Genomic DNA, 17,191 nt, shown 5'->3' on the forward strand with positions numbered 1-17,191 from the left:
AACCAATCAACGTTGCGTGATCAAGCAGCTCGGTGAACGTTACATGATGGCTTCGGATACCGACCTTTCAGATCCTTTTTCACCTCCAGGTAGGTATTGGCCCAGAAGCTGGCCAGATCCTGGGTGACCTGCACCGGACGGCGTGCCGGGGACAGCAAATGCAGCTTGAGGCCCAGACGACCACCGGCGATGCGCGGCGTCGCGGCCAGGCCGAACAACTCCTGTAGGCGCACGGCGAGCACCGGCGGGTGCTCCGTGTAGTCGATGGCGATGCGCGAGCCGGACGGCACGCTCAGCGCGCGCGGCGCCAGCTCGTCGAGGCGTTGCGGCAAGGGCCAGGGCAACAGCGTCTGCAGGATCGAGGGCAGGTCGAGGCCTGCGAAGTGGCTGAGGCGGTTGACCTTGCTTAAGAATGGCGTCAGCCACTGCTCAAGGCTGGCCAGCAGGGCGGCATCGGACAAGTCCGGCCATTCACTCTGCCCCTGTTGCTGCAGGTCCAGCTCGCGCAACAACGCCACCCGCGCCTGCCACTGGCGCAGCTCGGGCGTCCAGGGCAGCAACTCCAGGCCCTTGCGCCGTACCAGGCCGACCAATGCCCGTCCGCGCGCCGCCTCGTCCAGCGCGGCCAGCGCCTGGCGTTCCAGCACCAGCTCGCCGACCTTGCGCTGACGTTCGGCGCGCAGCACGCCCTCGCGCTCGTCCCAGTCGAGCACGTCCAGCGTCGCGACCTGCTCGGCCAGTTCGCTGGCGAACAGCGCCGGGTCGAGATCGGCGGCGAGATAGATGCGCTCCTCGCGCTGGCCCTGGCGGCTGCCCAGATCGGCCACCACCAGCCATTCGTGCTTCATCAGGGCATCGGCTTCGCCGAACTGCGCGGCACGGCCATTGGCCAGGCGATAATCGGCGCCACCGGCGCGGCGCTGCTGGGCGATGCGGTCGGGGTAAGCGAAGGTCAGCAGGCAGCCGAGCCAGCGCGGATGCTCGGGGTCGCTCACGGCCTGGGTCACCGGCCGGTTCTTGAGCAGGCCCTGGAACTGCCTGGCCAGTTGCCGCGCGCGCTGCACGCCGCCCACGGCGTTGCGCGCGGCGCGGCTTTCGCCGCTGAGCAGGGTCAGGCGACTGTGCAGATCGGCGCCGCCGCCGCGGAGAATGTCGCGCTCGGACAACAGCGCCGCCAGCTCGCAAGCCAGCCCACCGAGGCCCAGCGCCTGGCCACGCAGCAGCAGATGGGCGATACGCGGATGGCTCGGCAGCTCGGCCATGGCCTGGCCATGGGCATTGAGTGCACCACGCTCGTCCAGCGCACCAAGGCGACCGAGTAGATCCAGCGCCTGGGCGTAGGCGGCCGGCGGTGGCACGTCTAGCCAGCTCAGTTCCTGGGGCATCACGCCCCAGCGCAGCAGTTGCAAGGCCAGTCCGGCCAGATCAGCCTGCAAAATCTCCGCGCCGGAATAGGCACTGAGCTGCTCGTGCTGCGCCTGCGACCACAGCCGATAGCACACGCCCGGCTGCAGGCGCCCGGCGCGACCGGCGCGCTGGGTAGCGGAGGCTCGGGAGATGCGCTGGGTGTCGAGGCGGGTCATGCCGCTGGCCGGGTCGAAGCGCGGTACCCGCGCCAGGCCGGCATCGATGACCACACGCACGCCGTCAATGGTCAGGCTGGTCTCGGCGATGTTGGTGGCCAGCACCACCTTGCGCTTGCCGGTAGGCGCCGGCTCAATGGCGGCACGCTGCGCGGACAGTTCCAGCTCGCCATGCAACGGGCAGAGCAGGATGTCGTCGCACCCCGCCAGCACCTCGCCCAGTTGCTCGGCCACGCGGCGAATCTCGGCCTGCCCCGGCAGGAACACCAGCAGGCTGCCCGGCTCGTCGGCCAGCGCCTGCTGCACCGTCTGCACGACCCGCGGCTCGATCCACTCACCAGGCGCCAGCGGCGCGCTCCAGCGGATATCTACCGGGAACATGCGCCCTTCGCTGCGCAGCACCGGCGCATCGCCAAGCAGCGCCGACAGACGCTCGCCTTCGAGAGTGGCGGACATCAGCAGCACCTTGAGCGGCGCCTCGCCGCTGCCTTCGCTGCGGAACATGGCGCGGCCATTGAGCGTCAGTGCCAGGGCCAGATCGGCATCCAGACTTCTTTCATGGAATTCATCGAAGATCACCAGACCGACGCCATCCAACGCCGGATCGTCCTGCAGGCGGCGGGCAAGGATGCCTTCGGTGACCACCTCGATGCGCGTGTTCGGCCCCACCTTGCTGTCCAGGCGAATGCGATAACCAACCGTCTCGCCGACCCGTTCGCCCAGCTCGCTGGCCAGGCGCTCGGCGGCAGCACGCGCTGCCAGGCGACGCGGCTCGAGCATGAGGATGGTTTGCCCGGCCAGCCAGGGCGCGTCTAGCAGCGCCAGTGGTACGCGGGTGGTCTTGCCAGCGCCGGGCGGCGCCTCCAGCACCACTTCGTGGCGGGCGCTCAGCGCATCGCGCAAATCAGGCAGCAGCGAATCGATCGGCAGGGTGTTCATCATTTCTCCACAGCAGGCCGGCGATTATAACGGCGAACCGCCTGCCAACTTGCTGGTCTGAAACAGCGCGCTGCAGTTTTGCAATCATCGCCTTGCTATAGTTGCGCCACTTTTTTCTGGAGGTGTTCATGCGCACGAAATCCCGCTTCATCGCCGGCGTTGTCGCCGCTACCCTGCTCGCCCAACTGACTGCTTGCGGCTCGATCTTCTACCCGGATCGCCGCGGCCAGATCGAAGGCCGGATCGACCCGGTGATCGCCGGGGCCAACGCCATCGGCATCCTGTTCTACGTGATTCCTGGCCTGATCGCCTTTGCCGTGGACTTCGCCACCGGCGCCATCTACCTGCCCGAAGGCCAGACCGCCCAGGTCGACCCGCAGCAGCTCAAGCAACTGATCAGCGAAGACGGCAAGGTCGACCAGTACGCGCTCAAGACCTTGATCGAAACCAGCACCGGCCACCAGCTGCCGCTGGACGATCCGCGCCTGATCCAGCACAGCGGCAGCGCCGAGCAACTGGCCGCCTACGGTCTGCGCCCGGCTGCCTGAGCTCATGCACAACCCGCAGCACGCCAGGCTGATGCGCCTGGCCACCCGGGCAGCGCTGACGGTGGCGCTGACCCTGGTGCTGGCCAAGGCGATTGCCTGGTGGCTGAGCGGTTCGGTCAGCCTGCTGGCCGGCCTCACCGATTCGCTGCTCGATAGCGCCGCCTCGCTGATCAACCTGGTTGCCGTGCACTTCGCCCTGCGCCCGGCCGACGAGGATCACCGCTACGGCCACGGCAAGGCCGAGGCGCTGGCCGGGCTGGGCCAAGCGCTGTTTATCGGTGTCAGTGCCGTACTCATTGGCCTGCAGGGCGTCGAGCGCCTGCAAGCGCCACAGCCGCTGGAAGCCGAAGGTATCGGCATCGCCGTCATGTTGCTGTCGCTGGCCTTGACCGTCGCCCTGCTGAGCTTTCAACGCAAGGTGGTGCGCGAGACTGGCTCCACCGCGATTCACGCCGACTCGCTGCACTACCGCTCCGACATCCTGCTCAACAGCAGCATCCTCCTCGCCCTGCTACTGACCCGTTTCGGCTGGCAGCAGATGGATGCGATCTTCGCCATCGGCATCGCCTTCTACATCTTCTGGAGCGCCATCAGCATCGTGCGCGGCGCTGTGGCCGTACTGATGGACGAGGAACTGCCCAGCGAGACCACTCAGCATATGTACCAGCTGGCCACCTCGGTGCCGGGCGTGCTCGGCGCGCACGATCTGCGTACACGCATTTCCGGTACGCGCTGGTTCGTCCAGCTGCACCTGGAGCTGCCGGGTGAGATGAGCCTGTCGCAGGCCCATGCTCACTGCGTGGCTGTGGAGAAGGCGATTCATGAGCACTATCCACGTGCCGAAGTGCTGGTGCATGCCGATCCACCGGAAGTGGTCCAACACTGACCACAGCGCCCCCCGCTTCTCGAAAATCGCCAAAGCCCACGAGCCTCCTGCAGAAATCCCAGGCAATAAAAAAGGGGCCTCGCGGCCCCCTCGGGAAATCTGTCCGGTGCTGGCGATGCTGTCGCCGCTTTCGTCGCCCGCCTGGTTGGGCAGTGCGGACCCGGGTGCCGGTGCGATCCGGTAGGACCGTCGGCGCCGGCTCACCTGGTTGGGTGAGGCCGGTAGGACTTGTCGTCCGGGCCGTGAAACTGAGAGAAAGCTTACGCCTGCCGTACCGAAATAAGATTGCTAAGATTGCTTACAAACTTACCAATTGCGCAATTAACAACTAAAGGAGCACTATCTAGCGCAATCCAATAATGAGCCAGTTAAAAAATGGACAAACTCGACCGTTACGACCTGAACATTCTCGCCGAATTGCAGCGCAACGCTGCCCTGTCCAACCAGGAGCTCGCTGAGCGCATTGGCCTGTCGCCCTCGCCCTGCTCGCGTCGGGTCAAACAGTTGGAAGACGATGGCTACATCACCGGCCAGGTTGCCCTGCTCGACCGCAAGAAGCTTGGCCTGAGCCTGACCGCCTATGTGCTGATCGGCATGGACCGGCACACCCCCGAGCGCTTCGAGCACTTTCAGGACGAAATCCGCAAATGCCCCGAGGTGCTGGAGTGCTGCCTGGTGACCGGGATGGACGCCGACTACCAGCTCAAGGTAGTGGTGCCGGACATGGATCATTACCAGAAGCTGCTGCTGGGTACGTTGACCCGTATCGACGGCGTCTCAAGCGTCCGTTCAAGCTTCGTGTTGCAGCAGATACTGTCCAGCACCCAGTTGCCGTTGCAGCACCTGCGCGACTGAAGGTCGCAGGGTGAGGCGGATCATGCCGCGCGCCAAGTCCGGACGCGTATAATTCTCGCCCTGCGTTTTCCGTCCGAATTACGAGGCACCATGGAAACCGAACAATTTGAAGCCCTGATGATGTACGTCCTGGTGGGCGGCCTGATGCTGTTCATGTTCTTCATCATCTGGGATCTTGCGAAGAAGTCCAAGGCTGGCCGCCTGGGCACAGCCATCCTGTTTCTCGGCCTGGGCCTGTGCCTGTTCGCCTTCCTCGCCAAGCCGATCATCACCTACATCATCGAGACCGCGCGCGGCATTCACGGCTGACCCAGCCAGCCGACGCGATACCTCTGATCGATACCAGGCCGCCGCAAACGCGGCCTGCAGCCCACTCAAGGAGTGACACATGAGCGCCGCCAATCTGGTGATGCAGAGCTATGGACGCTGCTGCGCCAGCCCGGATTTCTTCGACAGTTTCTACCGCCACTTCCTCGCCAGCTCGCCGCTGATTCGCGAGAAGTTCGTCGACACCGACATGAGCGCGCAAAAACAGCTGCTGCGCCAGGGCATTCTCAACCTGGTGATGCACGCCCGCGGCATGCCCGACACCAAGCTGCGCGCCCTCGGCGAATCGCACTCGCGCCAGCATCTGGACATTCGCCCGGAACTCTACGACCTGTGGCTCGACGCGCTGCTGGCGACCATCGGCGAACACGACAAGGAGTGCGACGCAGAGGTACGCCAGGCCTGGCGTGAAGTGCTGAACAAAGGTATCGCCGTGATCAAGGCCGGTTATTGATTCAGGTCAGGGTCGCCAGGGTCGCGCCTGCGACAAATCGACCGCGGCCCTGAGCACGCCATTGCCTCGGCACTAGGTGCGCGCAGCCTAGGCGACCCCGCGACACCCTAGGATCTGAAAACAGTCGTCATTCCCGCGCAGGCGGGAACCTAGAAACGGGGCTCCCGCCTGCGCGGGAGTGACGGTATATGGATTTTTCAGTGTTTCATCAGGCGAGCCGCGCGCCTCTACGGCAACTGCGCGGGCACCTCACGCCATTGCCCGGGCTGTAGTCCGTCCAACTGCCAGGGCCCGATGGCCACGCGCACCAGGCGTAGCGTGGGCAGGCCAACCGCAGCGGTCATGCGCCGCACCTGACGATTACGCCCCTCGCGAATCACCAACTCCAGCCAGGCCGTCGGCACGCTCTTGCGAAAGCGTACCGGCGGGTTGCGTTCCCACAGCTCAGGTTCGTCCAACCGCCGCGCCTCAGCCGGCAGGGTTGGGCCGTCATTGAGCGTCACCCCCTCACGCAACTGCTGCAGTTGCGCCTCGCTCGGCTCGCCTTCCACCTGCACCCAGTAGGTCTTCGGCAACTTGTGTTTGGGGTCGGCGATACGCGCCTGCAGGCGGCCATCGTTGGTCAGCAGCAGCAAGCCTTCGCTGTCACGATCCAGACGCCCGGCCGGGTAGACGCCAGGCACGTCGACGAAATCCTTGAGGGTGGCGCGCCCCTGCTCATCGTTGAACTGGGTGAGCACGTCGAACGGCTTGTTCAGCACCAACAGGCGCGACTGCGCGGGCGGCGCCGAGGCCACTCGGCGGGGGGCGGCAGGGCGACGACTGGCGGGGGGACGAGGGCGTGACATGCAACGGGCTTCGATGAAAATGAGCTGCGCAGTGTAACCCACGATAAGCGGCACTGATGGTGCTTCCACGTCCTGCCAGAGCGACTAAGCTGCGGATTCACCCCCTGCGATCAGGAGCCACCGATGAGCAACAAAGCCGATCTCGCCACCTTCACCGGCTGGGCCGCCACGACGCCCAAGGCGCCACTGGAGCGCCTGAGCTACGACCCCGGCCCGCTCGGCGCCGAAGAGGTGGAAGTGGCGGTGGAATACTGCGGCATCTGCCACTCCGACCAGTCGATGATCGACAACGAATGGGGCAATGCGCGCTACCCCTTCATTCCTGGCCACGAGGTGGTCGGCACCATCGTCCGCCTCGGCGACCAGGCACGCGGCCTCAAGCTCGGCCAGCGCGTCGGCATAGGCTGGTACAAGGGCAGTTGCATGCATTGCGGCTCGTGCATGGAAGGCTCGCACCAGCTGTGCCGCTCGGTGAAACCAACCATCGTCGGCAGCCATGGCGGTTTCGCCGACCGCCTGCGCTCGCACTGGGCCTGGGCTATCCCGCTACCCGAAAACCTTGACCCGGCTCTGGTCGGCCCGCTGTTTTGCGCCGGCTCCACGGTATTTGGTCCACTCTTGGACTATGACATCAAGCCCACCGACCGCGTCGGCGTGGTCGGCATCGGCGGGCTTGGCCATCTGGCCCTGCGCTTTCTCAATGCCTGGGGTTGTGAAGTGACCGCCTTCACCTCCTCGCTGAGCAAACAGGACGAAGCCAAACGCCTGGGTGCGCACAAGGTGGTCGCCTCCACCGACAGCGCGGCGATGAAGGCAATTGCCGGCAGCCTGGATTTCCTCCTGGTCACCGCCAGCGCCGACCTCGACTGGGCCGCCCTGCTCGGCACCCTGCGTGGCAAGGGCCGTCTGCACTTCGTCGGCATCGTGCCCAGCGCCATACCGGTGCATGTGTTCAACCTGATCCCGCAGCAGAAGAGCCTGTCCGGTTCGCCGGTCGGCTCACCGAAAACCATGGCCACCATGCTCGAGTTCTGCGCACGCCATCAGATCCTGCCGCAGGTCGAGCACTTCCCGATGAGCCAGGTGAACGCGGCCATCGACCATCTGCGCAGCGGCAAGGCACGCTACCGCGTGGTGCTCGACGCCAGCAAATGACAGCGCGGGCGAAAGCTGTCGGCGTAACGTGGGTGTAGGAGCCGGCTTGCCGGCGATCATAGGCCTGGAAGGATCGCCCGCAAGCGGGCTCCTACCTATCGCCTGGATGTTGCGCGCCAGAGATAAATCCGCACCTACAGGGTTGAGAGGCCTTGAGACACTCAACCGACGGGTATGCTCCATCCCCCGTTTGCCTGCCGATACCAATTAGCATGCTGATTCTCGACACACCCACCGACACCGAACTGCCCACCCTGGTGGAAATCTGGGAGGCCGCCGTGCGTGCCACCCATCACTTCCTGCCGGAAAGCGACCTGCAGGTGATCAAGCCGTTGCTGCGCGAGCAGTATTTCCCGGCCGTGCAATTGACCTGTGCACGTGACGAGTCGGGGCGAATCCTGGGTTTTCTCGGTACCAGCGAAGGCATGGTGGAAATGCTCTTCGTCGACCCGGCCTGCCACGGCCAGGGTATTGGCAAGCAGCTGATGCGCCATGCCATCGACGAACTGGGCGCCACCCGCGTCGACGTCAACGAACAGAACCCGCAGGCGGTGGGCTTCTACCAGCACCTGGGGTTCGTCGTGACCGATCGCTCACGTCTGGACGGCGGCGGACGGCCATTCCCGATCCTGCATATGGCGCTTGGCTAAACGGGCCCGGCGCAGGGCGAGTGCGACCCGCCATACACGATAGGAGCACTGTAGGAGCGATTTCATTCGCGCCTACCGACGCGCCCGCAGCCACTCGATCAACTCCGCCAGCGGCATCGGCCTGGCGAACCAGAAGCCTTGCCCCTGGCTGCATCCACCTTCCTGCAAGAGAGCCAGTTGCGCCTCGGTTTCGACCCCCTCGGCCACGGTGCGCATGCCCAGCCCCTGGGCGATGCCGAGAATGGCCTGGACGATCGCCTGATCGCTGGGGTTGCCGGGCAAGCCCGAAACGAATGACCGGTCGATCTTCAACTTGTCGAAACGCAGTTGCTTCAAACGCCCCAGCGACGAGAAGCCGACGCCGAAATCATCCATCGCCAGACGGATACCGGCCTCATGCAGTTCAGCCGAGGTCTGCAGCACATGCACCGAGGCATTCATCGCCACATCCTCGGTGATTTCCAGCTCCAGGCGGTCGACCGGCAGGCCGCTATCGCGCAGGGTCTGGCGAACCAGCGTGACGAAGCCGGGCTCGCTGAACAGCGGCGCGCAAATGTTGACCGCCACCGCCACATCCAGCAGCCCCGACTCGATCAGCGCCAGATTGTCCCGGCACGCCCGGCGGATGACCCAGCGACCGATGGACGGCATCAAGCCATATTCCTGCGCCACCGGAATGAACTGGTCGGGAGCCACCAAGCCATTGCTGCCGTCGCGCCAGCGCAGCAAGGCTTCCATGCCACAGGGCTGCAAGGTCTGCATGTCGAACTGCAACTGGTAGTGCAGCTCGAACTGATCGAGCAAGATGGCCTTGCGCAGGCAGCTGAGCAAGCGGTAGACCCGCTCGGAGCGCTCGCGCAGCGCCTGGTCGAACAGACGAATGCACGCCCCGCCCTCCACCTTGGCCTGGTACATGGCGATATCCGCCTCGTTCATCACCTCGTCGGCGGACTGGCCATGGTCCGGGTACAGGCTGATGCCGATGCTCGCGCTGACGCTCAGAACGCGGGTGTCGATGACGAAGGGTTCCTTGAGCGCCTCGATCAGGCGCGCGGCAACCCGCTCGGCAGTCTCGGTCCCGGACTCCAGCATGATCGAGGCGACGAACTCGTCGCCGCCCACCCGCCCCAGCATGTCGCCATCGCGCAGGCTCTTCTGGAAGCGTTCAGCCGCCAGCTTGAGCAGACGGTCGCCAACCCTGTGGCCATGGTTGTCATTGATCTGCTTGAAGCCGTCCAGGTCGATGAACAGCACCGCGAGTTGCCGCCCGGAAACCTCGCAAGCCTCCATGGCCATGGCCAGGCCCTGAATGAACTCATGCCGGTTGGCACAACCCGTGAGGCCGTCGTAGGCGGCCAGAAAGGCGATGCGCTCGGTGAACTTGCGCCGCTCGCTGATATCGTGACAGATACCGACGAACAGGCGCTGACCGTCGCGCTGGAACTCACCGACGCTCAAGTGCAAGGGGAAGCAGACGCCATCCTTGCGCCGGCCCATGACTTCCCGACCAATCCCGATGACCTTGCGTTCGCCACCGGCACAATAGTTGTCCAGATAACCGTCATGCGCCTCGGCGTGCGGCGCGGGCATCAGCATGGAGATGTTCTTGCCAAGCAGTTCGTCGGCGCTGAAACCGAAGGTCTGCTCCGTCGCCCGATTCGCCGCCTGGAGAATGCCACGGGCATTGATGACCATGATGGCATCCACCGCCGCATCGAAAATGGCACCGGCCAGCGCCGAGTCGACACCATCCCACTGGTCCGGGTCAGCGGCCACAGTGTCTTCGCTGTTTTCCATAATTTCTCTCAACTGCTGAAACGCTCGACCAGTGCATGCATGGCGCGCGAAGTCTGTTGCAGATCGTTACCGACCTGCGCGGATTCCCCCGCCAGCTCGGCATTGAGATCCGAAGCCTGGGCAATCCGGGTGATCTGCTGGGAAATATCCTCGGCGACATGGGCCTGCTCCTCGGATGCCGCAGCCATCTGCTGACCCATGTCGTGGATCAGGTCGACGGCACTGCTGATCCCCTGCAGCGCGTCCTGGGTGGCGATTACCTGCTGCACACCGGCGGCGGCCTCCTGCGTACCGGCCTGGGCAATAGCCACCGAGCCCTGTGCTCCGGCCTGCAGCGTCTTGATGATGTCCTGAATGGCCCGGGTCGAATCCTGGGTTTTCGACGCCAGAGCCCGCACCTCATCGGCCACCACTGCGAAGCCCCGGCCCTGTTCACCAGCCCGCGCAGCCTCGATGGCCGCATTCAGGGCCAGCAGGTTGGTCTGCTCGGCTATCGCCCGGATCATGCTGGCGGCCTGCTCGATGGACTGGGTATCGCGCGCCAGCCCCTCCACCGATGCACTGATCCCCGACACCGTGTGCGCCAGCTTCTCGATCACCTCGCGGGTCTTGCCAGCCTCGGCCGAGCCATCGTGGGCCAGCATATTGGCCCGACGGGCTTCATCGGCGGTGCGGTGAACATGCGCCGATACCTCGGCGATCGATGCCGCCATCTCGTGCATCGCGGTTGCCGCCATATCCGCCTCGCCACGCTGTGCCTGCAGGGACGCTTCGGAACTGTTGGTCAAACGGCCACTGCGCTGGGCCAGTTCGGCACTGTGGTCGGCATAATCCTCCAGGCGGCTGAGCACCGTGCGGATACGCGCGCGCTCGCTGATCAGGGCCATCTGCACCTGGGCGGGCCTGCCGGACAAATCAGTATAGGTACGTGCGATCAGTTCACTGTCGAAAGCCCCCTGCAGGCTATCCAGCAAACGCTGCAGCAGGCGCTCCCGGCGCAGGTCATTCCACCCCTGCAGGGCGAACGGCACCGCCAGGGCACAGGCCAGACCCACGACAGGCGAAACCCACTGATACGCCGCCAGCACGGCCAAACCGGTCATGGCGGGGATACCCAGTATCTCGGCCCAACGCCACAGGCCTTGCCCCGACGACTCCGGCGACCTACCCGCGCGTATCTGCGCATAGAGTTGACTGGCGCGGCGTACCTGCTCGGCATCCGGCTTCACCCGCACCGACTCGTAACCGCTCACCCGGCCATTCTCGGAAATCGGCGTCACATAGGCGCTGACCCAATAGAAATCGCCGTTCTGGCAGCGGTTCTTGACGATGCCCATCCAGGCCTTGCCGGCCTTGAGATGACTCCACATATGTTCGAATACCGCCTCCGGCATATCCGGATGACGCACGATATTGTGTGGTTGCCCCAGCAGTTGCTCACGTTCGAAGCCACTGACGCTGACGAACTCATCGTTGCAGTAAGTGATGAGCCCCCTTGTATCTGTCGCCGAAATCAAGCGCTGCGCAGACGGAAAGTCACGCTCTCGCCCCGTCACAGGGGTATTCAGTCTCATCGGATACTCTCTGCATGCACTTGATGATCGAGCCATGACGATATCATTACGCCAGCACTAACGTAACCATAATTTACGTAATTAACTTAATCAATATTGCCTATTGTGTTACGCCACGCCGTCGTGTTCCTCCGTAGTGTTTCCCGTCATGGAAAACACACGTCAAAAATTTGCCGCACGCCTGCGCAGCACACTCGAGCAAGCAGGCTACGAGGCCAAACCCGCCGTACTCGAGCGTGAGTTCAACTTGCGCTACTGGGGCAAACCCGTGACTTTGCATGGCGTTCGGCGCTGGCTGAAAGGCGAAGCTCTGCCGACGGAGGACAAACTGCTGGTGTTGGCGCAGTGGCTACGAATAGATCCCCGCACCCTGAGATTCGGAGAGGAGGTTCCTGAGCAGATAAAAAGGCAACAGCAACTGTACGAGTGCGTTCCCCACCAGGAGCGCGAGGCCATAGAAGCGTTCCTGGCGCTCTCGCCAGCCCGCCGACGGCTCATTCGCGAGGTGATCATGAACTTCGCCCAGGCCGAACAGGCGCAAGCCAGCGCTGCCCCCGATACACCGGATGAACAGAGCTAGGACTTCCTCGTAGTGCGGGTGCAACCCGCCATAGCGCCAATGGCGGGCTACACACGCCACTGCACGTTCGAAGGCAGCAGCGATGGCGGTGCCTTCGATCCATTGATCTTCGTTAGACGATCCGCTGTTGCAAACCTATTGGAACAGCCCCAGGCGGACTAACCGTCAGAGCGGCCAGGCCGCCACTATCCCTTCCAGCGCCCGCTTGAGCTCGGCGCGGCTGGCCGCCGCGGCAAGACTGACGCGCACCGCGTGCCCCGGATTGGCGTCGACCGCAAACACCTCGGCCGCCACCACCTCCACGCCGTGATCCCGGCAGGCTTCGGCCAGGCCGGCGGGCGGCGAGTCGTCCAGCCACAGATGCGGCGCCACCGCCCGTCCCTGCGGCATGCGTGGCCCGAGCACGCGCGCGGCCAGGCGCCAGCGCTGCTGTAACTCCTCCATCTGCCAGGCCAGGCGCTGCTCGGCGACGCCGCTTTCGATCCATTCGCAGGCCAGCGCCAGACTCAGCGGCGCCACGGCCCAGCGCGTGGCCTGTGCCTCGCGGTCGATGCGTTCGAGCAGCTCCGGCGCGCCGGCGATGAAGCCCAGACGCAGCCCCGGCGCAACGCTCTTGGACAGGCTGCTGATCAGCAGGCAGCGCTCGGGGAGCTGCGCGGCCAGCGGCGCCTCGCTGCCGAGCACGCCGTAGACGTCGTCTTCCACCAGCCACAACCCGCGTCGCCTGGCCACCTCGGCAATGGCGGCGCGGCGTTCGGCGTCCAGGCTGGCGCCAGTGGGGTTCTGCAAACAGGGTGTGAGCACCGCCACGCGAGCCCCGGTGGCACGCGCCTGGCGGTCGAGGTCATCGGGCAGGATGCCGCGTTCGTCCATCGCCACGCCGTGCAGCGGCAGGCGCAACTGGCGCGCGGCGGCCTTGATCCCCGGTGCGCTGTAGCGCTCCACCAGGATCGGCTCGCCGGCCTCGCACAGCGCCAGCAAGGCCGCCGACACGCCCTGCTGGGCGCCAGCACAGAGCAGCAATTCGCCCGGTGCCAATTGCAGACCACGCCGTCGCAACCAGATTGCCCCCGCCAGATGCGCACGCTCGACCAATGCCGCCGAAGGGTAGGCCTGCAGCGCATCGAGTTTGCCGCGTGCGGCCAGTGCGGCGAGGCTGGCGGAGAGATCATGATTGTCCGGGTCATGCACCGGTACGTTGGTCGACAGGTCGATCAGGTCGCCCTGCGCGGTCGGCTGCTTGAGACGGAACAGGCTTGCCTCATGACTGCCGGACAGCACGTAGGTGCCGCGCCCGACCTCGCCGGATACCAGGTGTCGACGCGCAGCTTCGCGGTAGGCGAGCATCACCGTGCTCGGGTTGATGCCCAGCGTCCAGGCCAGTCGGCGCTGCGGCGGTAGCCGTTCACCAGGCTTGAGTTCGCCTCGGCCAATGGCCAGTGCAATGGCCTCGACCAGGGCGAGGTATGTCGGGAGAGCGCTGTCTTGCAGGTCAGGAAGCCACATTGCTTGCCATGCAATATAAAGATTTACCCATACAATGCGCCGCACTAGCATCGGGGTCAACACCACCCGGAGTCAGCCCCATGTTCGACCTCGCCCAACTGCAGCAGAGCGCCCAACTGGTTTACCGTCACATGGCGCCCACGCCGCAATTGGCTTGGCCACTGCTGGCTCAGCGCCTGGGCTGCGAGGTCTGGGTCAAGCACGAGAACCATGCCCCGACCGCCGCCTTCAAGGTACGCGGTGGGCTGGTCTACATCGACGCCCTGCTGCGCCGCGAACCGCAGGTGCGCGGGCTGGTCACCGCCACCCGTGGTAACCACGGCCAGAGCCTGGCACTGGCGGCGCGTGCCGCAGGCCTGGCGATCCGCATCCTGGTGCCACACGGCAACGCCCGCGAGAAAAACGCGGCGATGCGCGCACTCGGCGCAGAGGTGATCGAACATGGCCGCGACTTCGACGAAGCGCGCGCCGAAGCCGCGCGCCTGGCCGAACGCGACGGCCTGCACTGGGTGCCGTCACTGCACGAGGATCTGGTGCGCGGCGTGGCCACCTACGCGCTGGAGCTACTGGAGGCGGTGCCGAACCTGCGCCGGGTGTACGTGCCCATCGGCCTCGGCTCGGGCATCTGCGGGATGATCCGCACCCGCGACCTGCTGGGCCTCGACACCGAGATCGTCGGCGTGGTCGCCAGTGGCGCCGACGCCTACGCGCAGAGTTTCGAACAAGGCCGGCTAGTGCAGACCGAACGCGCCGACACCCTGGCCGACGGCATGGCCTGCCGCCAGCCACAGCAACTGGCGCTGGACATCATTCGCGCCGGCGCCGCACGCATCGTGCGCGTGAGTGATGAAGAGATTCGCGCCGCCATCCGCGCCTATCACGAGGACACCCATAACCTTGCCGAAGGCGCCGGCGCAGCAGCGCTGGCCGCCCTGATGCAGGAGCGCAAGCTCAATGCCGGCCAGCGCGTGGCCGTGGTGCTCAGCGGCGCCAATATCGACCGCGCTGCGCTGGCCGAGCTGCTGCGTGACGAGGCGCCGGCGGCCGCCTGACTCAGCGGAACGGCGGCTCGTCGAAGCTGCGCAACTTGCGCGAGTGCAGCGAGTTGAGCTGGCTGCGCATCAACTCCAGCGCCGCGATGCCGATATGCAGGTGCTGGGTCACGGCGCGCTCGTAGAAAGCACCGGCCGCGCCGGGCAGCTTGATCTCGCTGTGCAGGGGTTTGTCCGACACGCACAGCAGCGTGCCGTAGGGCACCCGCAGGCGATAGCCTTGGGCGGCGATGGTGCCGCTTTCCATGTCCACCGCCACCGCGCGCGACAGGTTGATCAACGGCCGCTCCTGGGCCCAGCGCAGTTCCCAGTTGCGGTCGTCGTAGGTCAGCACGGTGCCGGTGCGCAGGCGCTTCTTCAGCTCGTCGCCCTCTTCGCCGGTAACCAGCTTGGCGGCTTCCTGCAGCGCCTGCTGCACCTCGGCCAGCGCCGGCAGCGGGATATGCGGCGGCAGTACGCGATCGAGAATGCCGTCGCGGCGCATATAGGCGTGGGCCAGCACGTAGTCGCCGATGGTCTGCGATTGGCGCAGGCCACCGCAGTGGCCGATCATCAGCCAGCAGTGCGGACGCAGCACGGCCAGGTGGTCGGTGATGTTCTTGGCGTTGGACGGGCCGACGCCGATATTGACCAGGGTGATGCCGTGGCCGTCCTCGGCCTGCAGGTGGTAGGCCGGCATCTGGTAGCGGTGCCAGACCACATTCTCGATGATCGCCTGCATCTCACCTTCGGCCATGCCGCGCTCGATCACCACGTTGCCCGGCAGCACCATGCGGGTGAAGCGCGAGTCGCCCACCAGCATGTCCAGGCCGTGGCGGATGAACTGGTCGACGTAGCGGTGATAGTTGGTCAACAGGATCCATGGCTGCACGTGGCGCCAGTCGCTGCCGGTGTAGTGCTGGATGCGCTTGAGCGAGAAGTCGGTACGCGCCGCGTCGAACAGTGCCAGCGGCAGCGGGTCGATGTTCTCCCAGTCGTACAGGCCATCGGCAGTGCCGTCGGTGGCGGCAGACAGGTCGGTGCTGGGGAATACGCGTGCCAGCTCGGCGGCGGTCACACCACTGCCGGCCAGTTCATCGCCGCCCTCGACCACGTATGGGTAAGGAATGTTCTGCTGGCTACGGCCAACTTCCACACGCAGGGTGAAGTCGTTCATCAGCGGGCGCAGCTGCTCCAGCAGGTATTTGCGGAAGGCCGCCGGCTGGGTCACGGTGATGGCATAGGTGCCCGGCACCTGCACCTTGGCATAGGCACGCACGGTGGTCGGCACCTCACCCTGGCACAGGTAGGTCAGGCGCAGCTCGGGGTAACGGAACAGGCAGTGCTCGCTGGCATCCGGGCGGATGCGCTCCTTGAGGTAGCGTTTGAGCGCCTGGCTCAACGCACCGGTGGCTTCCTGATGCAGGGCGGCGAGGCGGTCGACGGCCTCTTCGGGGGTGTAGGCAATGATGAAATCATCTGAGCAGGCTTTCACTGTGCATCTTCCTGACTGAACGTACGGCCCTATCTTGCCTGCATACGTTGACGAAAACATAGCGCGATCCCCCGCCTATCGCTGCCAACGGCTAGGCTTGGATCAATTCGTCGGAGGTCACCATCATGCCTCGTGCAATCGTTCTGCTGTTGGCCATGGCCTCATGCTCAAGCGTTCAAGCCGGTGAACTCGATGGCCATTACCGGGCCACGCTCGACGGTCAGCCGAGCGAGCTGATCCTGCGCCAGAACGACGCCGTGGTGGAAGGCGAGTACGTGGAGGGCCAGCACCTGCGCCTGGTCGTCAAAGGTCGCTACGACGGCAAGTTGCTGCGCGCCGAGATCAGCGACCCGCAATCGGGCCTGCTGCTGGCGAACATGAACGCGACCTACGCCAACGCGATGCTCAACGCCAGTATCGCTGCGCGTAATCCAAGAAACGGGGAGATCTTGGAACGCCAGGCGCTGTTTCAGCGCGAGGCGGCGATTGCGACGCCACCTACGTCAGGCACTTTGGACCCGACACTGGTCGGCACCTGGGTACACGAGAAGATCATCAACAGCGGCGGTGCCAACTTCGCCTCGTTCAACACCCTGATGACCCTGCAGTTGAACGCCGACGGCAGCGTCACCCAGTGGAGCCGCTCAGCCGGCGGCGGCAGCGACTGGAACTACGACAGCCCAGGCGAGGTGCAGTACAACGGCCACTGGCGCAGCCAGGGCGGCATGCTGATGGTGCGCCTGGCAGGCGCCGCCGACTATCAACCCGCCGCCTACTACCGCTTCAGCGACCAGTACCTGGTCACTGAAAGCAATACCGGCAAGATGATCTGGCAACGCCGCCGTTAGCAGGCCGTTGAAAAACGTAGGCGAGGCAGCCAGTGCAAGGCAAAAACAGGCTAAAAAGCGGAGTTTACGAGCTGTAAATGAGCATTTTGATCGGACTCGCGCACGAGCCTGTTTT

Annotated in this window: 17 protein-coding genes; 10 read left to right on the forward strand and 7 right to left on the reverse strand. The window is 65.0% G+C overall.

Annotated features, from left to right (window positions below):
* Window positions 1-20: 20 nt before the first annotated feature.
* Together hrpB and DBO86_RS26030 are read right to left on the reverse strand one after the other, a co-directional pair.
* Window positions 21-2,522: an ATP-dependent helicase HrpB gene (hrpB, locus tag DBO86_RS12870; RefSeq protein WP_108233861.1), complete on the reverse strand. Its 2,502-nt coding sequence runs from the start codon at window positions 2,520-2,522 to the stop codon at window positions 21-23.
* On the reverse strand, window positions 2,488-2,652 hold the full coding sequence (locus tag DBO86_RS26030; RefSeq protein ID WP_167399127.1) for a hypothetical protein: 165 nt from the start codon (window positions 2,650-2,652) through the stop codon (window positions 2,488-2,490). Before DBO86_RS26030 ends, hrpB begins: the two co-directional genes overlap by 35 nt.
* Here DBO86_RS26030 and DBO86_RS12875 point away from each other — a divergent pair.
* The 5 genes from DBO86_RS12875 to DBO86_RS12895 all read left to right on the forward strand — a co-directional run bounded on the left by DBO86_RS12875 (window position 2,651) and on the right by DBO86_RS12895 (window position 5,592).
* Window positions 2,651-3,070 carry a hypothetical protein gene (locus DBO86_RS12875; RefSeq protein ID WP_017675466.1) on the forward strand — a complete coding sequence of 140 codons (420 nt, stop codon included), beginning with the start codon at window positions 2,651-2,653 and terminating at the stop codon, window positions 3,068-3,070. The genes DBO86_RS26030 and DBO86_RS12875 overlap by 2 nt on opposite strands.
* A 4-nt stretch (window positions 3,071-3,074) precedes the next feature.
* Entirely contained in the window at window positions 3,075-3,956 is an 882-nt protein-coding gene (locus DBO86_RS12880) for a cation diffusion facilitator family transporter (RefSeq protein ID WP_055987211.1), read from the forward strand.
* A 375-nt stretch (window positions 3,957-4,331) separates the two neighbouring features.
* A complete protein-coding gene (locus DBO86_RS12885) occupies window positions 4,332-4,811 on the forward strand; it encodes an Lrp/AsnC family transcriptional regulator (protein WP_004424680.1) in 480 nt (159 codons plus the stop codon).
* A gap of 90 nt (window positions 4,812-4,901) precedes the next feature.
* A complete protein-coding gene (locus tag DBO86_RS12890; RefSeq protein WP_003240295.1) occupies window positions 4,902-5,120 on the forward strand; it encodes a DUF2788 domain-containing protein in 219 nt (72 codons plus the stop codon).
* Between the two features lie 79 nt (window positions 5,121-5,199).
* On the forward strand, window positions 5,200-5,592 hold the full coding sequence (locus tag DBO86_RS12895) for a globin domain-containing protein (RefSeq protein ID WP_017675468.1): 393 nt from the start codon (window positions 5,200-5,202) through the stop codon (window positions 5,590-5,592).
* Between the two features lie 227 nt (window positions 5,593-5,819).
* On the opposite strand, the gene DBO86_RS12900 is transcribed toward DBO86_RS12895, so the two are convergent.
* Window positions 5,820-6,440, reverse strand: a complete 621-nt coding sequence (locus tag DBO86_RS12900; protein ID WP_108233881.1) for a pseudouridine synthase — start codon at window positions 6,438-6,440, stop codon at window positions 5,820-5,822.
* A gap of 123 nt (window positions 6,441-6,563) precedes the next feature.
* On the opposite strand from DBO86_RS12900, the gene ahr reads away from it, so the two are divergent.
* On the forward strand, window positions 6,564-7,595 hold the full coding sequence (gene ahr / locus DBO86_RS12905) for an NADPH-dependent aldehyde reductase Ahr (RefSeq protein WP_108233862.1): 1,032 nt from the start codon (window positions 6,564-6,566) through the stop codon (window positions 7,593-7,595).
* A gap of 212 nt (window positions 7,596-7,807) precedes the next feature.
* The gene (locus DBO86_RS12910; protein WP_055987215.1) at window positions 7,808-8,245 is read left to right on the forward strand and encodes an acetyltransferase; all 438 of its coding nucleotides are present in this window, start codon (window positions 7,808-7,810) and stop codon (window positions 8,243-8,245) included.
* Between the two features lie 72 nt (window positions 8,246-8,317).
* Here DBO86_RS12910 and DBO86_RS12915 read toward each other — a convergent pair whose 3' ends face one another.
* Window positions 8,318-10,042, reverse strand: coding sequence for a putative bifunctional diguanylate cyclase/phosphodiesterase (locus DBO86_RS12915; protein ID WP_108233863.1), 1,725 nt, complete (start codon window positions 10,040-10,042; stop codon window positions 8,318-8,320).
* 8 nt (window positions 10,043-10,050) lie between these two features.
* Complete coding sequence (locus DBO86_RS12920; protein ID WP_055987218.1) at window positions 10,051-11,616, reverse strand: methyl-accepting chemotaxis protein; 1,566 nt, start codon at window positions 11,614-11,616, stop codon at window positions 10,051-10,053.
* 148 nt (window positions 11,617-11,764) lie between these two features.
* Between DBO86_RS12920 and DBO86_RS12925 the strand changes: the two genes are divergently transcribed.
* Window positions 11,765-12,196 (forward strand): hypothetical protein, encoded by a 432-nt coding sequence (locus tag DBO86_RS12925; RefSeq protein WP_055987221.1) that lies wholly within the window; start codon window positions 11,765-11,767, stop codon window positions 12,194-12,196.
* Between the two features lie 165 nt (window positions 12,197-12,361).
* On the opposite strand, the gene DBO86_RS12930 is transcribed toward DBO86_RS12925, so the two are convergent.
* Window positions 12,362-13,702 carry an aminotransferase-like domain-containing protein gene (locus DBO86_RS12930; protein ID WP_090337369.1) on the reverse strand — a complete coding sequence of 447 codons (1,341 nt, stop codon included), beginning with the start codon at window positions 13,700-13,702 and terminating at the stop codon, window positions 12,362-12,364.
* A gap of 80 nt (window positions 13,703-13,782) precedes the next feature.
* Here DBO86_RS12930 and DBO86_RS12935 point away from each other — a divergent pair, with 80 nt between their 5' ends.
* On the forward strand, window positions 13,783-14,754 hold the full coding sequence (locus DBO86_RS12935; RefSeq protein ID WP_108233864.1) for a threonine dehydratase: 972 nt from the start codon (window positions 13,783-13,785) through the stop codon (window positions 14,752-14,754).
* A gap of 1 nt (window position 14,755) precedes the next feature.
* Here DBO86_RS12935 and amn read toward each other — a convergent pair whose 3' ends face one another.
* Window positions 14,756-16,228, reverse strand: a complete 1,473-nt coding sequence (gene amn, locus DBO86_RS12940; protein WP_017675475.1) for an AMP nucleosidase — start codon at window positions 16,226-16,228, stop codon at window positions 14,756-14,758.
* A 125-nt stretch (window positions 16,229-16,353) separates the two neighbouring features.
* On the opposite strand from amn, the gene DBO86_RS12945 reads away from it, so the two are divergent.
* The gene (locus DBO86_RS12945; RefSeq protein WP_108233865.1) at window positions 16,354-17,076 is read left to right on the forward strand and encodes a hypothetical protein; all 723 of its coding nucleotides are present in this window, start codon (window positions 16,354-16,356) and stop codon (window positions 17,074-17,076) included.
* The last annotated feature ends 115 nt before the right edge of the window (window positions 17,077-17,191 follow it).

This window comes from Ectopseudomonas oleovorans (assembly GCF_003052605.1).
GTDB classification, from domain to species: domain Bacteria; phylum Pseudomonadota; class Gammaproteobacteria; order Pseudomonadales; family Pseudomonadaceae; genus Aquipseudomonas; species Aquipseudomonas oleovorans_A.

Bases quoted from the DNA above. Each gene is read 5' to 3' on its own strand.
- hrpB (WP_108233861.1), bottom strand. From the start codon at position 2,522: ATGAACACCCTGCCGATCGATTCGCTGCTGCCTGATTTGCGCGATGCG.
- DBO86_RS12875 (WP_017675466.1), top strand. From the start codon at position 2,651: ATGCGCACGAAATCCCGCTTCATCGCCGGCGTTGTCGCCGCTACCCTG.
- DBO86_RS26030 (WP_167399127.1), bottom strand. From the start codon at position 2,652: ATGAACACCTCCAGAAAAAAGTGGCGCAACTATAGCAAGGCGATGATT.
- DBO86_RS12880 (WP_055987211.1), top strand. From the start codon at position 3,075: ATGCACAACCCGCAGCACGCCAGGCTGATGCGCCTGGCCACCCGGGCA.
- DBO86_RS12885 (WP_004424680.1), top strand. From the start codon at position 4,332: ATGGACAAACTCGACCGTTACGACCTGAACATTCTCGCCGAATTGCAG.
- DBO86_RS12890 (WP_003240295.1), top strand. From the start codon at position 4,902: ATGGAAACCGAACAATTTGAAGCCCTGATGATGTACGTCCTGGTGGGC.
- DBO86_RS12895 (WP_017675468.1), top strand. From the start codon at position 5,200: ATGAGCGCCGCCAATCTGGTGATGCAGAGCTATGGACGCTGCTGCGCC.
- DBO86_RS12900 (WP_108233881.1), bottom strand. From the start codon at position 6,440: ATGTCACGCCCTCGTCCCCCCGCCAGTCGTCGCCCTGCCGCCCCCCGC.
- ahr (WP_108233862.1), top strand. From the start codon at position 6,564: ATGAGCAACAAAGCCGATCTCGCCACCTTCACCGGCTGGGCCGCCACG.
- DBO86_RS12910 (WP_055987215.1), top strand. From the start codon at position 7,808: ATGCTGATTCTCGACACACCCACCGACACCGAACTGCCCACCCTGGTG.
- DBO86_RS12915 (WP_108233863.1), bottom strand. From the start codon at position 10,042: ATGGAAAACAGCGAAGACACTGTGGCCGCTGACCCGGACCAGTGGGAT.
- DBO86_RS12920 (WP_055987218.1), bottom strand. From the start codon at position 11,616: ATGAGACTGAATACCCCTGTGACGGGGCGAGAGCGTGACTTTCCGTCT.
- DBO86_RS12925 (WP_055987221.1), top strand. From the start codon at position 11,765: ATGGAAAACACACGTCAAAAATTTGCCGCACGCCTGCGCAGCACACTC.
- DBO86_RS12930 (WP_090337369.1), bottom strand. From the start codon at position 13,702: ATGTGGCTTCCTGACCTGCAAGACAGCGCTCTCCCGACATACCTCGCC.
- DBO86_RS12935 (WP_108233864.1), top strand. From the start codon at position 13,783: ATGTTCGACCTCGCCCAACTGCAGCAGAGCGCCCAACTGGTTTACCGT.
- DBO86_RS12945 (WP_108233865.1), top strand. From the start codon at position 16,354: ATGCCTCGTGCAATCGTTCTGCTGTTGGCCATGGCCTCATGCTCAAGC.